Below are 15410 nucleotides of genomic sequence, written 5' to 3' on the forward strand. Positions count from 1 at the left end.
CGCCGAGTGACGCAGGTTTGGGGCCTGCCAGCCAGCAGGCCCTGGTATCGCTGCTCGAGCGATGCCCGGGCTTGAGCAAGGGGCATATCCTGATGCCGGCATCGGCGCATGACCCCTACTATGCCGATATCTCGGACTCGCCGCGTCTGGTGTTGCATCTTGAGTTTGGCGAGATCCTCGCCCTCGAACGATGCCTGAAGCTGGACGGGCATCTCGCGCCGTTGGCGCGGGGTGATCTGCTGCCCGAGTTGACGGATGCCGTCGTTTCCCATCAGGCCTTCCTTGGCCGGCAATATCCCGTGCCGGATGCCAGGCTCGACGCCGCGAATGGCCGCCCCCTAACTTACCTCGTCGAATATCCGGGGACGGCTGCGGATCAGAACGCGTGGCACGCTTTCTATGTGTCGCACCATCCGCAGATCATGGCGAAATTCCCCGGTATTCGTCGCATCGAAATCTTCACGCCGGCGGTGGTGATCTCCGAACTGCCGCTGGTGGCCCGCACGGCCATGCAGCGCAACATCACCGTGTTCGATTCCGCCGATGCGATGAACGCCGCGATGCTGTCGCCGGTCCGCGACGAGATGCGGCGGGACTTCATGAATTTCCCGCCGTTCGAGGGCGGCAATACGCACTATCCCTTTCACACGCTTACCGTTGTGCCGTCATCATGACCGGTCCCGTGATCGACGCAATTGGAGATCTCGCTGGGATCGCCGAACGTCGTGCCGAACTCGCGGCTGCTGCCGAGCGCAATGCCGCGATTGGTGCGGCGCTGAGGGACGCATTTCCCGCTTCCGAACGTACCGTGCCGCGCATGCTGAGTCGCCAGGCGGAGCGCTATGGATCGCGAACGCTCCTGATTTGCGGCGAGCAGTCATGGAGCTTTGCCGAAGTGGCCGAGCAGGTGCCCCGTTGGGCCGCAATGCTCCAATCAGCCGGGATCGCGGCCGGCGATCGTGTGGCGTTGATCTGCGGCAACCGGTTCGAGTTCATGCCGCTCCTTCTCGGCTGTGCGTGGCTTGGCGCGGTCGCTGTAACCATCAATACCGCCTCGCGCGGTTTCCAGCTCCAGCACATCCTCCGAAATTCGGGCGCGCGCTTGCTGTGCATCGAGGCGTCGTTGCTGGCCGTCCTCGACACGATCGACCTGAGCGTGCTTGCGGTCGAGCGGATCTTTGTGATCGGAGAAGCGAGCTCTGATGGTGCCGACAACAAGCCGGGGATCGAGGCGCTGCCTGCTCCGAGCCTTCCGGTGCTACCCATGGCCGTGGGCCCCGGAGACACGCTCGCTGTCCTCTATACGTCAGGGACGACGGGCCTCTCCAAGGGGGTCTGCTGTCCGCATGCGCAATACTTCTGGTGGGGCCTCTACACCGGGCGACAGATCGGAGTATGCGAGGGGGATGTGTTGCACACCACGCTGCCGCTGTTCCACACCAACGCCCTGAATGCCTTCTTTCAGGCCCTCTTGTATGGAGCGACGCTTGTCGTCGCGGAGCGCTTCTCCGTGTCGCGGTTCTGGGAGGCGCTTGAAGCAAGCCGTGCCACCATCACCTATGTGCTGGGCGCGATGGTGCCGATGCTGCTCTCGCGGCCCCCATCATTGTCGGAGCGGTCGCATCGCGTGCGTGCCGCGCTTGCACCGGGTGTGCCGGCGGATTTCCATGCGCCGTTCGTCGAGCGCACCGGGGTGGTCTTGCTGGACGGCTATGGTGCGACCGAGAGCAATGCGGTGATCGGCACCGATGCTTTGACGTCGCGCCCCGGCTGGATGGGGTGCGTCGTGGACGGATTCGAGGCGCGAGTCGTCGACGACAACGATGCGCCGGTCGCCGATGGCGAGCCGGGCGAATTGTTGCTTCGTGCACATGAGCCCTTCGCCTTTGCGATCGGATATTTTGCGATGCCCGAGCAGACCTGCGCTGCGTGGCGGAATCTGTGGCTGCATACGGGCGACCGGGTGGTGCGCTCGCCGGACGGATATTTCCGCTTCGTCGACCGGATGAAGGATTCCATTCGCCGGCGCGGCGAGAACATCTCGTCATTCGAAGTCGAACAGGTGCTGCTGTCGCATCCTGCGATCGCGATGGCGGCGGTCTTTCCGGTTCGTTCCGAGCTGGCCGAAGACGAAGTCATGGCGGTTCTCGTGCGGAAGGACGGCGCTGAGGTTTCCGAAGAGCAATTGATCCGGCATTGCGAGCGGCGCATGCCCTATTTCAGCGTGCCGCGCTACATCGAATTCGCCGGCGAGCTGCCGAAGACCGAAAACGGCAAGATCCAGAAATTCAGACTGCGTGAACGCGGCCGGTCGGACACCACCTGGGATCGTGAGGTGGCAGGTGTCGTGGTGCGGCGCTGACAAGCCCGGGGAGGATGCAAGCGCGATGGATTTCGACGGCGCGGTGATTGCGAGTGCAATCGAGGTGCCTTACCGCCGCAAGCCCTCCGGCGTGACCACGATGTCGCTGCTTGCCGACGCGTTTGCGGCACTCCTCAACGATTCTGGGCTGCCTGCCGAGCGCATCGACGGTCTGGCAGTCTCGTCCTTCACCCTGAAGCCCGACCACGCAATCGACATCGCCTGGCGCCTTGGTCTCAGGCTTCGCTGGGTCATGGAGGATACCAATGGCGGCGCGAGCGGCATCAACATGCTGCAGCACGCGCTTCGTGCGGTTCAATGCGGCGATGCCACCAACGTGGCGATCCTTGCCGCGGATCATTTGAGCGAGGCCGCGCTTCTGCATCTGAATGACAATTACAACGCGGTCGTGCGGGACCATCTCGCACCATTGCCGTTCGGCGGTCCGAACGGACTGTTCTCCTTCGTGACCCAGGCGCAGATGCGCCGGGAGCGTCTCGAACCGGTCGACTATGCGCGCGTCTGCATCGCCCAGCGGGAGTGGGCCGCGCTCAATCCGAATGCCGTGTACAGGACGCCGTTATCCGTCAAGGACTATCTCAACGCCCAGCCGGTCGCGCCGCCGCTTGGTCGCTATGACTGCGTACCCGTCGTCTCCGGCGCCGACGGCCTGCTGGTCTCGCGAGAGGACGGCAGGCGCGGCCGCGGTGTCCGGGTTCGCGCGCTCCACGCTCTGCACAATTACGATCAGCAGATGGGTGATGGTCTCGAAACCGGCCTGCTGCTGGTCGCCGACGACCTCTGGCGACAGGCGGGTCTCGCTCCCGACGACATGGATATCGCCTGCGTGTACGACGACTATCCCGTGATGGTCCTGGCGCAGCTTCGCGATCTCGGACTGATGGGCGGAATGTCGATGAAGAGCTTCGTCGCCGAACGGTTGTCGACACGGAGCTTGCCCGTCAACACGTCCGGCGGGCAATTATCGGCCGGGCAGGCAGGCGCGGCGGGTGGTCTGCATGGCCTTGTCGAGGCTGTCACCCAGCTCCGCGGTGCCGCCGGCGCGCGGCAGGTCGCGGATGCCAGGCGCGCCGTCGTTTCCGGCTATGGGATGATGGAGTATCGCTACTGCCTGTGCGCGAACGCCGTTGTGCTGGAGCGTGCGCCATGAGCGTTGCGGTGCAAATCTGCAGGTCCTGCCGAACGCAGTTCTTCCCGCCGCGGCTGCGCTGCGCGTGCTGTCAGGCCTGTGCGTTCGACGAGGCGCTGGTCCGGACGGCCGTGATCGAAGACATCACGACGATTCGAACGAGGCGCCCGGATGATGCGTCGCGCGGATATCTGGCGCTGGTCGTGACCGAGCGGAACTTGCGGTTGCTGGCGCGCCTCGACCGCTGCTGTTCCCCCGGCGCACAGGTTCGATTGCAGGTCGCGGCCGACGGGGCCATCGCAGCCTTTGCCGAAGGCGGGGCCGATCCGTGCGGAGGTGATGATGGCGGATCGCCGGCGTAAAGGCGGGCTCACCGATCGCCGCGGAGCAGTCTCACTGCTCGACCTTGATCCTGGCAGCCGCGACCACGTCCTTCCACATCGCGGTGTCCAGCGTGATCTTGTTGGCGAGCGCAGCGGCACCGTCGCCGAGAACGTCGACGCCGGCGGCGGAAAGCCGGTGATGCATCCGTCAACGCGGAAACGACGGCCTTTTCGAGGCTCGCTCGCAGTGCGTCCGGCGTGTCTTTTGCTGCGAGGATTGCAAACCATGCGCTGGTGTCGAAGTCGGGCAGGCCGGATTCCGCGATGGTCGGCACGTCAGGCAGCAGCGGGCTGCGCGTCGACGACGTCACGGCGATCGCGCGCAGAGTGCCGGCCCTGATCTGCTCCAGCACCGAGGGAAGATTGTCGAACATCACCTGGACCTGGCCGCCGATCAGATCCGTCACGGCCGGCGCGCTGCCCTTGTACGGCACGTGAAGCAGGTCGATGCCGGTGCGCATCTTGAACAGCTCGCCGTTCAGATGTCCGTTCGAGCCGATGCCCTGCGAGGCGTAGCTGAGCGTGCCTGGCCGGGCTTTCGCCGCAGCGATCAAGTCGCTGACGCTCTTGGCCGGCACCGACGGATGCACGACCAGCACGTTGGTGACCTGGCCGGTGCGCGTGATCGGTGCGAGGTCGCGGCCGACGTCATAACCCAGATTGGGAAACACCGTCGGATTGACCGTCAACGCGCTCGAGGCGACCGCGAGCAGCGTGTGCCCATCGGCCGGCGCGCGGGTGACTGCCCGTATCCCGATCGTGCCGTTCGCACCCGGCCGGTTTTCGACGATCACCGGCTGCGACCAGATCTGGCCGAGCTTCTGGGCAATGGCACGGGCGATGATGTCGCTGGTCCCGCCGGCCTGATAGGGCGAGATGATCGTGACCTGGTGCGTGGGAAAGGACTGGGCGAGTGCCGGCAGGGCGCCGCCGAGCAGGACGCCGAGAAGGATCAAGGTGCGGGCGGCAGTCACGGTCGTGTCTCTCTTGTGCGAGGGGATGATCCCGCGTCGCAAGCTGCAGCGCGGGAGAAACTAACATGGGAGGACGCGCTTCTACTGCGGCAAGATGGGTGCCTCGGGCAGGAAGCCGGGACGATAGATCTGTTCGGCTGTCAGCTTCTCACCGGCGATGTCGACGTTCTTGTTCATGAAGTCGACGGTTCTCTTCATCTTGTCCAAGGACACGGTGCCGAAGCCGTTCTTCTCGACGTCGGGCGTGATGGCCACGCGCTTCAGGATGTTCAGCTCCTCGACGATGATCTCCGGGTTCAGCGCTTTCACATACTGGATCTCGACCTGCGCGGCCTCTTCCGGATGCGCGAGGGCGTATTGCCAGCCGCGCAGGGCGGCGCGAACGAATTTTTTCACGACGTCGGGATTCTTGCCGAGATACTCCTCGGTGGTGCCGATCGAGTTCGAATAGATATCGAGACCATAGTCGCCGAGGAACAGGCAGCGCGGCTTGGCATCGGTGACGGCGCGGCGGATGGCCGGCTCGCTCATGGCGAACTGGTCGATCGAGGCCACCTTGTGCGCGGCCAGCATCGGCACGCGCGAGGCGGCATCGATGTTCACGATCTTCAGCGTCTTGCTGTCGACGCCGTTCATTTCCATGAAAGCCTGGACGATCCGCGGCAGGAACGATGCGGTGCTCGAGCCGAATTCGAGATTCGCGAGCTGCTTCGGCTCGGTGATATTGGCGCCGGGATCGAGGCTGAAGACGCAGTAGGGCGGGCGCTGATAGTTGACCGCAACGATCTTGATCGCACCTCCCGCGGCGCCGGAAGCCACCAGGCTCGGAATGTCGATGAAGCCGATGTCGGCAATGCCGGAGACCACCGAGCGGATCGCATCCGCGGTACCCTTCGACGGCAGGATGGTGACGTTGAGGCCTTCCTCTTTGAAGTAGCCCTTGCCGAGCGCGACGTACCACGGCGCGTGCCGGCCGAGGCTGATGAAGTCGAGGATGAATTTGACGTCGCGCTCCTGCGCCTTGGCCGCCGAGCCGAACGTGAGACCGGCGCTGAGCACCAGCGCGGCAAGTGTCTTGAAGACCGACATTTTCACTCTCTCCTGAACAACGGGCGCCCCGCAGAAACGACGATTTGGCCGAGAAAAGCCCGGTCAGACGCCTCTTGACTGATAAAATATCATAAGATATTTCAGATGATATTGAAAGCCGCAAAGATGCGCAATGGCCGGGTCACAAGGGTGGCAGGGCGTCGCATCCCGAGGCAGGGCGCCTCTCCGCGCGTCAAAGCGGAGCGGCGTGGTGGCGGGCGTTTCTCGAGGCGCGCGTCCGGTGTGTTGAGCGAGCGGAGCTGATGGCATTCGGAACGATCAAGAGCGTCCGCAAGGTGTTCCCGGTTGGCGAGCTTGGATCGCGGGCGACCGAGCCGGTGGTGGCGCTCGACGATGCGAGCTTTGCCTTTGAGCGCGGCGAGCTCGTTGCGCTGCTCGGGCCGTCGGGCTGCGGCAAGACGACGTTGCTGCGCATCGTTGCCGGCCTGATCGCCAAGACGTCGGGTTCGGTGACCATCGATGGTCGCGAAATCGATGGTCCGCTCGGCGATTACGGCTTCGTGTTTCAGGCGCCGAGCCTGATGCCGTGGCGCACGGTGATCGACAATGTGCTGTTCCCGATGGAGATCCTGAAGCGAAGCGACCGGGCGGCGCGGGCGCGCGCGGCCGAGCTTCTGGAACTGGTCGGCCTGTCGAGCTTCCACCATGCGCGGCCGCACCAGCTCTCAGGCGGCATGCAGCAGCGTGTTGCCCTGTGCCGCGCGCTGATCCATCGCCCGAACCTGCTGCTGATGGACGAGCCGTTTGGCGCGCTCGACGAGCTGACGCGCCTTGAGATGAACGATCTCTTGCTGCGCATCCGCAAGGAGACCGGTGCGACGGTCCTGTTCGTGACCCATTCGATCTCGGAAGCGGTCTATCTGGCCGACCAGGTCATCGTGTTCAGCCGTCGGCCGGCGCGGGTATCGCAGCAGATCCGGATTTCGCTGCCCTATCCACGCAGCCAGGCGGTGCGCTTTACGCCGGCTTTCACGCAGGCCGAGCGCGCGGCGAGCGAAGCGCTCGGCATCGTGCCGCATCTCGAGGCGGTGGCATCATGACCGCGCGCTCGCTGACCCGCATCATCTATCCGTTGGCCGGCCTGGTGCTGCTCGTCATTGTCTGGGCACTGATTTGCCGGATCGGGCGGTTGTCCGTGGTCGTGCTGCCGCCTCCGGACAAGGTGCTTTACGCCTTCGTTGCCAATCTTGGGCTGCTGTTCGAGGAGAGCCTGGTGACGCTGAAGGAGACGGTCTACGGCTTCGCACTTGCGGTTGCGCTCGGCTTGCCGATGGCGGTCGCGGTGGCCAAGTCGCGCACGCTCAATCTGATGTTCTATCCGCTGCTGGTGGCGCTGCAGTCGGTGCCCAAGGTCGCGCTGGCGCCGATCATCCTGGTGTGGCTCGGTCCCGATCTGCAGTCCAAGCTCGCCATTGCCTGGCTGGTCGCCTTCTTTCCGATCGTGGTCGACACCGCAGCGGGCCTGCGCGCGACACCGAAGGAACTGCTGGAGCTTGCGCACAGCCTGAAGGCTTCGCGCATGCAGATCCTGTTTAAAGTGCAGTTTCCTGCCTCACTTCCCTTCGTGATGACCGGCGCTAAGGTTGCGATTACGCTCGCCGTCATCGGCGCGGTGATCGGCGAGTTCGTGGGGTCGAGCGAGGGGCTCGGCTTTTTGCTGCTCACCGCAACCTCGCAGCTCGATACGCCCTTGGCCTTTGCGGCCTTGTTCGCTCTATCGATCCTCGGTCTTCTCGTTTATCTCGCTGTCGAGGGTGTCGAATTGCTGATCGCGCCCTGGCTGCCGCCGGCGGCCGAACGGCACTAGGGAGCGAGACGTGGTCAAGAAGGTCAAGAAAACCGGACGGCAGGGAGAAGAGGCGAAGGGCAAGACCCGCGCCGCGTCGCGTTCGAAGCCTGCGGTCGCACCCGCAGCGGCGCAGAAAGCCGGGTCGTTGGTCGATCGTGCCTATGAGGAGATCAAGGAGCGGATCATCACCGTATTCTTCCTGCCGGGCCAGTATCTCAACGAGGGCGCGATCTGCGCGCTGCTCGGGCTAGGCCGCACGCCGGTGCATCAGGCGCTGCATCGGCTCGCGGCCGACGGTCTGGTCGAGATCATGCCGCGAAAGGGCGTGATCGTGCTGCCCGACAGTATCGCCGAGATCATCAAGATTCTCGATTCGCGCATGGCGGTCGAGCCGGAGCTCGCGCGCTATGCGGCCCAACACGCCACGCCGGAAACCGCGGCCGAGCTCGAAGCGCTGGCCAAGTTCAAGAAGGTCGACGACAGCGTCTCCGACATCGACGGCTTCACCATCAGCGATCGCGCCTTCCATCGCAAGATCGGCGAGATCTCCGGCAATCAGGTGATGGCGGAATTTGCCCGCAATCTGCACGAACGATCGTGGCGCTACTGGTATCTGCATTTGTGGCAGACCCTCGATATCGAGGCGAGCAATCTCCAGCATATGGCGATCGCCAACGCCGTCACAGCCGGTGACGAAGAGGCCGCGGCGCAGGCGATGCGCGAGCACATTTCGAGCCTCAGGCACCGTCTGTCGCAAATCCAGGGCGCCCGCGGCGGCGCCCACGTTGATCGCTCCAGTTCCATAAAGAGAGACAGCTAATATGACCACATTGCCCCAAATGCCCGCCGAGATGCCCAAGCTTGAAGAAGTGCTGATCAAGAGCGACGAGCTGACGTGGCGGCCGAAGTCACTCAAGGGTGTCTACGAGAAGGTTCTTTGGCGGGACGAGGGGACGGGCGCGTCGATCTGCCTGATCAAGTTCGACAAGGGCACCAGCATTCCCCAACCGCATCTGCATGCATCGAACCAGTTCATGTTCGTGCTGAAAGGGCACTACGAATACAAGCACAATGGTCTCGTGCTGCGTGACGGCTCGTTCTACTGGAATCCGAAAGGAAACGTGCACGGTCCGACCATCGCCCATGAAGAGACCATCGTGGTCGAGATCTATGACGGCCCGCATTATCCGCAGCGTCCGAGCTGGTACGACAACGACGAGGATGCGCGCTGATGTCGGTCGGCACGCCAGCAGCGACGGCGTCCTTCTCGATCCAGGCTGCCGATCTCGCCAGGGTGACGGCAGCGATGTTTGCCGCAGCGGGCGTCGCGCCAGATGTGGCCGACGTCGTGGCCGAGGATCTCGTTGCGGCCGATGTCGAGGGCGTGCCTTCGCATGGCGTGATGCTGGTACCGATGTATCTCGATCGGCTGGCGCAACACTCGGTGTCGACCTCTGCTGTCGGCAAGGTGGTGTCGGAGCGCGACGGCGCCGTCGTGCTGGATGCGAGAAATGCATTGGGGCAGCCGATCGCGCGGCAAGCCTTGCAACTCGCAGTCGACAAGGCCCGACAGTTTGGCGTTGCCGTCGTGACCGTGAAGAACGCCTTTCATTTCGGAACCGCCGGGCGATACGCGCGGCTGATGGCTGATCTCGGTTGCGTCGGGATCGTGATGTCCAACACGCGTCCCTTGATGCCGGCACCGGGAGGTGCCGAGGCGCTGGTCGGCAATAATCCGGTCGCGATCGCCGTACCGACGCAAGGACCGTTTCAGGCGGAGACCGATCTTGCATTGAGTGCGACCGCGATGGGCAAGGTTCGCCTTGCCGCAGCGGCAGGCCGCTCGATCCCGGAAGGATGGGCCGCCGATTCCGATGGCGCGCCGACCACCGACCCGCAGGCGGCGATCAAGGGCATGTTGCTGCCGGCGGCCGGACCGAAGGGATTTGGGCTGGCCTTCATGGTCGACATGCTCTGCGGAGGACTCTCCGGTGGCGCAGTCGGCGCCGAGGTCAAACCGCTCTATGGCAATTCGCAGGTGTCCTACGGTTGCAGTCAATTGTTTCTCGCGATCAATGTCGGTCATTTTCCCGACGGTGGCGAATTCGGCGACCGTGTCGCCACTCAGATCGCGCGCGTATCGGAATCCAGGCGCGCACCCGGCACTGCGCGCGTCTACGCACCGGGTGAACTCGCATTTGCGACGCGTGAGAGCAGCGGTGGCGCCTGCCGGCTCAGTGCGGAAACGGTTCGCAGTCTGATCGACGCGGGCCGGAAGCTCGGAATTCTCCTCGACGATAACCTTGCCATGCAGAAGGGCTGAAAAACATGAAACAGGAAGTCTCCAGCGACAAGCTCCGCAAGCCCAATGGGCATTTCTCCCAGGCCACGACGGTTGAAGCCCGCGGCAAGCTCGTCTTCATTTCCGGCATGACGGCGCGATGCCCGGATGGATCGATTGCGGGGATCGGCGACGTCAGCGTGCAGACGCGGCAGGTCTGCGAGAACGTCAAGGCCGCCGTCGAAGCGGCCGGCGGTACCCTGGCCGACGTCGTGCGGGTGGATGTCTATGTTCGCAACATGGAGCACTTCGACGCCATCCACGCCGTGCGCCGCGAGTACTTCAAGCCGCCGCTGCCGGCCTCGACCATGGTCGAGATCTGCAAGATGACCTCGCCGGACTATCTGATCGAGATCAACGCGATTGCGGTACTGCCGAACGGTTGAGCGGAAGGTCGAGATGCGATTTGTCAGCCTTGTCTATGACGGGATCGACCGCGTCGGTGTTATCGAGGACGCCGAAGTCCTGCTGCTGCCCACGAAGATCGGCGATCTCGTCGACCTGATCGCGGCCGGCGAAACACCGGCCAAGGCCGTTGCCGCCGTGCGTGGCATGGGCAGATTGCCGCGCGTGCCGCTTGAGGGCGCCAGGCTGCTCGCGCCGATCAGGCGTTATCGTCGCGACGTCCTCTGCATCGGCTGGAACTACTGGGATCATTTCGAGGAAGGTCGCGGCAAGCGCGAAGGACAGGAGGTCGACAAGCCGAAGGCGCCGACCTTCTTCACCAAGAGTCCCGACACAGTGATCGGTCCCAACGATGATATCGCCTTTGATACGCGGATCTCTGCGAAATGGGATTATGAGGCTGAACTCGCGCTCGTGATCGGCAAGCCGGGCCGCAGCATTCCGACAAGCCGCGCGCTCGACCATGTCTTCGGCTATTGCCTCGCCAACGACGTCTCGCAGCGTGATCTGCAGCGGCGTCACGGTGGGCAATGGCTGAAAGGCAAGAGCATCGACGGGACCATGCCGATCGGCCCCTATCTGGTCACGCCTGACGAGCTTGATCTCCCCAACATCCGTCTCGAAAGCGTCCTGAACGGCGAGGTCATGCAGAGCGCGCTGGTCAAGCAGATGGCATTTCCGATCGCCGAGCTGATCGCCGAATTGTCGTTCGGCATGACCTTGCACCCCGGCGACGTGATTCTCACCGGAACGCCTGCAGGAGTCGGCAATGCGCGCGAGCCGCAGGTGTTCATGCAGGCAGGCGATGAGATCGTCGTGCGCGGCAGCGGGCTTGGCGAATTGCGCAATCGCCTCGTCGTGCATGATCTGTACGGCCTGTCGGATATTCCGGCGATGGATGCTGTCTCATGAGAGCGGTCTTCTACGCGGATGGTGACGTGGTCGTCATCACCGGCGGCGCAAATGGCATCGGGCGCGCCTTGGCCAAGGCGGCGGCCGTGTCCGGCGCCCGGGTGGTTGTCTGTGATGTCGATCTTCCGGCCATGGAGACGCTGGCGCGGGAGGATTCCCGGATCGTCGGACGCAGGCTCAATGTTGGTGACCGCGATGAGGTCCTCTCCACGCTTGCCGGCATCGAACGCGACTTCGGTCGCATCGACGGTCTGGTCTGCGGCGCGGCGATCCAGCCGCGCACCACCGTGCAAGCCATGGATCCGGCGGAGTGGCAGCGGGTCCTCGACATCAATCTGAACGGCGTGGTCTGGTGCTATCAGGCGGTGATCGCAGGCATGATCGCGCGCCGTCGCGGCAGCATCGTCGCTTTTTCCTCGGGGCTCGCGCACCAGGGCTGGCCGCAAGCCTCCGCGTATGCCGCGACCAAGGGGGCCCTGATTGCCTTTGCCAAGAGTGCGGCAAAGGAAGTGGCTGCCCATCGCGTGCGGTTCAATCTGATCGCCCCCGGCGTGATCGACACGCCACAATATCGGGCGGCAAATGCCGGGAGCGACGACGCAAGCTGGCGCGCGTCCACCGGCGTCGGCGCGCCGGAAGACGTGGTGGGGCCGCTGCTGTTCCTGCTGTCGGATGCTGCTACAATGACGTCCTCGCTGGTGAGCCGCGACTTCGCCTACCCCACGCAGGCATAGTGGAGAACGGGCATATGAAACCGGTCATGATCGTTGGTGCCGGTCCCGTCGGACTAACGACCGCGCTGGCGCTGCATTTCTACGGCTTGCCGTTCCTGCTGTTCGAGGAGGACCAAACGCTCTCGCGGGACACCAAGGCCGGGACGATTCTCACGCGGACGCTCGAAACCTTCCGCCGCTATAGTGTTGCAGACGAGGTCCTTGCCAGGGCGTTGCGGGTCGAGGACATCGGCGGCATCGATCTTGCGACCAACGAGCCGACCATGTCGGTGAGGACCGCGCTACTGTCGGACGATACGCGGTACCCCTTCGTGATCAACCTGCCGCAGCATCATCTCGAGCCGATCTTGAGCGAGGCGCTTGAAAAACGTCAGCCGGGTGCGCTGCATCTCAATCATCGTCTCAACGGATTCCAGCAGACGCCCGATGGCGTGACGGCGACGTTCGAGACCCCCGACGGGCCCCGGCAGGTCGAAGGGTCGTACCTGCTGGCCTGCGACGGCGGCCGCAGCACGGTGCGTGGGCAACTCGATATCCCGGTCGAGGGCTTGTCGCTCGACGTGCGCTACATGCTGGTCGATCTCAAGCTCGATCTCGACGTCGCAAATCCGCGCGACTATCCGTACCTCGCCTATTTCTCCGATCCCGACGAATGGATGATCCTGGTGCGCCAGCCGCACTGCTGGCGCTTCCTCTATCCGCTGGCGCCGGGCGCCGAGCCGCCAAGCCACGACGAATTCGCGGCCAAGGTGCGTCGCTTCATCGGCGAAGTCGACAGCCTTGAGGTGATCAACACCGTCGTCTACCGGGTGCATCATCGGATCGCGTCCGAATGGCGGCGTGGCCGCATCTTCCTGATGGGGGACGCCGCGCATCTGATCACACCGATGTGGGCACTCGGGCTCAATACGGGAATCCTGGATACGATCAGCCTGCCATGGCGTCTTGCCTGGGTTGCACGCGGCTGGGCAAGCGACGCGCTGCTCGACGGCTATGCGCGCGAGCAGCGGCCGCTTGCCATTCATGGCTCCGGCGAAATGGCCGAAGTTGCGCGGAAGTACATGGGCGGGGAAGGCGATGTCGGCGCCATCATGTCGGGAAGCGGTTGGGGTATCGCTGCGACCCGAACCCTGCTGGGCGTCAGGCTAGGCACGGACGAGAGCGCGCAATGGTCCATGGTCAAGCATGACCGCGGACCGCTGCTGGTCGGTGACCGCATGCCGGACTTCCAACTCCATGGCGGCAATGGTCGGCCTTGCCGGTTGCACGATCTCGTCGATGATCGCTTCGTGGCGCTCTACTTCACCGACGCGCGCCGGCGGCCGTCGATCCCGCACAACCGTCCCGGGCTGGCGCATTTCGTGGTGTCGCGCTGGGATGCCCCACTCGATTCGGGCCTGCGTGCGCAATCGCTGCTCGATGTCGGCGATCGGTTGCTGATGCGAATCGGCTGCCCTCCGGAGACGCTCGTTCTGGTGCGTCCCGACGACCACGTCGCAGCCATCATGCCGATACGGGAAGGGCGCGCTCTGGAACTGTATCAGGCAATTGTCGGCAAGGACGTGAGCCCGGCGGTGGGGCAGGACGCATGACACCGATCCCTCTCGATATCCATACCCATCAAGTGCCGATCGATGTCGACGCGCTCGCTGAGCTGGAGGGCGTCTCCTGGGATGCCGCGGCGAACGCGTTGCTGGTCGACGGCCACAAGATCGGCATACGCTCGCTGTTTCAGCCGGACGCGCTGATTGCCTGGCTGGATACCAGCGGGATCGCGAAGGCCTGGATCTCGGCGCCGCCGCCGCTCTATCGGCAGCAGCTCGCGGAGCAGGACGCGGCACGCTGGGTGCAGTATGTCAACCAGGGGCTCGCTGCCATTGCCCGGCGTCACACCGGTCGATTGACTGCGCTGCCACATCTGCCGATCGAGCATCCGAACCTCGCGGCCGACATCGCCGTGCGGGAGATTGCGGATGGCGGCCGGCGGTTCAGCGCGCCATCCGGTGGCCCCGGATGCATGCTGAGCGACCCGCGCTATGACGCGCTCTGGCACGCGCTGAACGGGGCGGGCGCTTTCGTGCTGGTCCATCCCGGCGAGTGCGACGACGCGCGGCTGCAGCCATTCTATCTGTCCAACCTGCTCGGCAATCCCTATGAGACCACCGTCGCGATCGCGCATCTCGTGTTCGGCGGCGTGACGGCGCGGTATCCCGACATCACCTTCTGCTTCGCGCATGGCGGCGGCGCGGCCGCGATGCTCGCCGGACGGTTCGAGCAGGGCTTTCGCACCGATCGTCCAGGAATCGATACGGCCTTGCCGTCGCCGCGGACCGCGCTTCGGAATTTGACGGTCGATTGCGTGATCCACGATTCCGACGCCTTGCGGCTTGCCCAGACAGTGTTCGGCCCTGACCGGATCCTGTTCGGGTCAGACTGGCCTTTCCCGATGGGCCTGATGCGCCCCCACGAGCAACTCGCATCGCTGAGCAAGACCGAACGCGAGCGAATTCTTGGTGCCAACGCGGCCAGATTTTCTGGCAACGAGTCAGACTGACGGAGCATGACATGACGGAAGCCGCGTTCGACCCCCAGATGCCGCTTGGACCGATTGGAGACGAAATCCTGTTCGAGAACGAGCATGTCCGGGTCTGGGGTCTCACACTCGATCCCGGCGAGCGGCAGCCGTGGCACCGTCACGATCTGGCCTATCTCGTGATTCCGCTGACCGACGGTGACAACGAGATGCATTTCGCCGACGGCCGTCGCAAGCCGACCAAGGAGACGCCCGGTACCGCACTGTGGCGCGAACCCGGCATTCCGCACGAGCTCTACAACCGCAGCAGCTGGCGTTATCGCAACGTCCTCGTCGAACTCAAGATTCCAACCGTTGCCCAGGCGCCAGCCGCCTCCTGACCGTGCCGTCGTGAACGTCCAAGTGAAGGACGCCAGACGTGCTTCAGTGCTTGTATGGCGGCAGTCTTGCTCATTCTCGCGCCGGAAAAATCTCCCACCGTGATGCGAACCTGAAGTTCGTTCAACCATGCGGGTCCCGATGAAGTGCCGCTCGCGATCTTGCTACAATGTCAGTCCTCAATGCCTCGAAGGGTATCGATCCGATCGATCAGCGGCCCAGCTCGGGCGGCCACCCGCGCTGGGCCATTCCTCACGGAACGAGGCCAGCATGATCCAGCGCGCCAATACAAGGACGGGTGGAGCGGAAAGCGATACCATCATCTCAACGCGGGGCACA

General features: G+C 64.1%; 17 protein-coding genes. 15 read left to right on the forward strand and 2 right to left on the reverse strand.

Going from position 1 to position 15410, the window contains the following annotated elements; translation table 11 throughout:
- Positions 1-92 precede the first annotated feature (92 nt).
- Genes JQ604_RS03725 through JQ604_RS03740 form a run of 4 tightly spaced genes read left to right on the forward strand, consistent with a single transcriptional unit; the run spans position 93 to position 3874 of the window.
- Positions 93-674, forward strand: coding sequence for a hypothetical protein (locus JQ604_RS03725; RefSeq protein WP_212353166.1), 582 nt, complete (start codon positions 93-95; stop codon positions 672-674).
- The gene (locus JQ604_RS03730) at positions 671-2362 is read left to right on the forward strand and encodes an ATP-dependent acyl-CoA ligase (protein ID WP_212353169.1); all 1692 of its coding nucleotides are present in this window, start codon (positions 671-673) and stop codon (positions 2360-2362) included. The genes JQ604_RS03725 and JQ604_RS03730 overlap by 4 nt, the downstream gene beginning before the upstream one ends.
- Positions 2363-2387: 25 nt before the next feature.
- On the forward strand, positions 2388-3533 hold the full coding sequence (locus JQ604_RS03735) for a thiolase family protein (RefSeq protein ID WP_212353172.1): 1146 nt from the start codon (positions 2388-2390) through the stop codon (positions 3531-3533).
- On the forward strand, positions 3530-3874 hold the full coding sequence (locus tag JQ604_RS03740) for a hypothetical protein (protein WP_212353174.1): 345 nt from the start codon (positions 3530-3532) through the stop codon (positions 3872-3874). The genes JQ604_RS03735 and JQ604_RS03740 overlap by 4 nt, the downstream gene beginning before the upstream one ends.
- An 8-nt stretch (positions 3875-3882) precedes the next feature.
- On the opposite strand, the gene JQ604_RS03745 is transcribed toward JQ604_RS03740, so the two are convergent.
- Entirely contained in the window at positions 3883-4869 is a 987-nt protein-coding gene (locus JQ604_RS03745; RefSeq protein WP_212353176.1) for a Bug family tripartite tricarboxylate transporter substrate binding protein, read from the reverse strand.
- A gap of 81 nt (positions 4870-4950) precedes the next feature.
- On the reverse strand, positions 4951-5958 hold the full coding sequence (locus JQ604_RS03750; protein ID WP_212353179.1) for an ABC transporter substrate-binding protein: 1008 nt from the start codon (positions 5956-5958) through the stop codon (positions 4951-4953).
- 263 nt (positions 5959-6221) lie between these two features.
- On the opposite strand from JQ604_RS03750, the gene JQ604_RS03755 reads away from it, so the two are divergent.
- From JQ604_RS03755 to JQ604_RS03805, 11 genes are read left to right on the forward strand one after another with little or no spacing between them, the layout of a single operon-like run.
- Positions 6222-7019, forward strand: a complete 798-nt coding sequence (locus tag JQ604_RS03755; RefSeq protein WP_212353181.1) for an ABC transporter ATP-binding protein — start codon at positions 6222-6224, stop codon at positions 7017-7019.
- Positions 7016-7786, forward strand: a complete 771-nt coding sequence (locus JQ604_RS03760; RefSeq protein ID WP_212353182.1) for an ABC transporter permease — start codon at positions 7016-7018, stop codon at positions 7784-7786. Before JQ604_RS03755 ends, JQ604_RS03760 begins: the two co-directional genes overlap by 4 nt.
- Before the next feature lie 10 nt (positions 7787-7796).
- A complete protein-coding gene (locus tag JQ604_RS03765) occupies positions 7797-8588 on the forward strand; it encodes a GntR family transcriptional regulator (protein WP_212353184.1) in 792 nt (263 codons plus the stop codon).
- A gap of 1 nt (position 8589) precedes the next feature.
- Positions 8590-9000, forward strand: a complete 411-nt coding sequence (locus JQ604_RS03770; protein WP_249157984.1) for a cupin domain-containing protein — start codon at positions 8590-8592, stop codon at positions 8998-9000.
- The gene (locus tag JQ604_RS03775) at positions 9000-10091 is read left to right on the forward strand and encodes an Ldh family oxidoreductase (RefSeq protein WP_212353187.1); all 1092 of its coding nucleotides are present in this window, start codon (positions 9000-9002) and stop codon (positions 10089-10091) included. The genes JQ604_RS03770 and JQ604_RS03775 overlap by 1 nt, the downstream gene beginning before the upstream one ends.
- Positions 10092-10096: 5 nt before the next feature.
- A complete protein-coding gene (locus tag JQ604_RS03780; RefSeq protein WP_212353190.1) occupies positions 10097-10495 on the forward strand; it encodes a RidA family protein in 399 nt (132 codons plus the stop codon).
- A 13-nt stretch (positions 10496-10508) separates the two neighbouring features.
- Entirely contained in the window at positions 10509-11426 is a 918-nt protein-coding gene (locus JQ604_RS03785) for a fumarylacetoacetate hydrolase family protein (RefSeq protein ID WP_212353193.1), read from the forward strand.
- A complete protein-coding gene (locus JQ604_RS03790; RefSeq protein WP_212353196.1) occupies positions 11423-12160 on the forward strand; it encodes an SDR family NAD(P)-dependent oxidoreductase in 738 nt (245 codons plus the stop codon). The genes JQ604_RS03785 and JQ604_RS03790 overlap by 4 nt, the downstream gene beginning before the upstream one ends.
- A gap of 14 nt (positions 12161-12174) precedes the next feature.
- Positions 12175-13752, forward strand: coding sequence for an FAD-dependent monooxygenase (locus tag JQ604_RS03795; RefSeq protein WP_212353199.1), 1578 nt, complete (start codon positions 12175-12177; stop codon positions 13750-13752).
- Positions 13749-14714: an amidohydrolase family protein gene (locus JQ604_RS03800; RefSeq protein WP_212353202.1), complete on the forward strand. Its 966-nt coding sequence runs from the start codon at positions 13749-13751 to the stop codon at positions 14712-14714. The genes JQ604_RS03795 and JQ604_RS03800 overlap by 4 nt, the downstream gene beginning before the upstream one ends.
- A gap of 11 nt (positions 14715-14725) precedes the next feature.
- Positions 14726-15073, forward strand: a complete 348-nt coding sequence (locus JQ604_RS03805) for an AraC family ligand binding domain-containing protein (protein WP_212353205.1) — start codon at positions 14726-14728, stop codon at positions 15071-15073.
- Positions 15074-15410: the final 337 nt, after the last annotated feature.

Source organism: Bradyrhizobium jicamae (assembly GCF_018130695.1).
In the GTDB taxonomy this organism is placed as follows: Bacteria; Pseudomonadota; Alphaproteobacteria; order Rhizobiales; family Xanthobacteraceae; genus Bradyrhizobium; species Bradyrhizobium jicamae_B.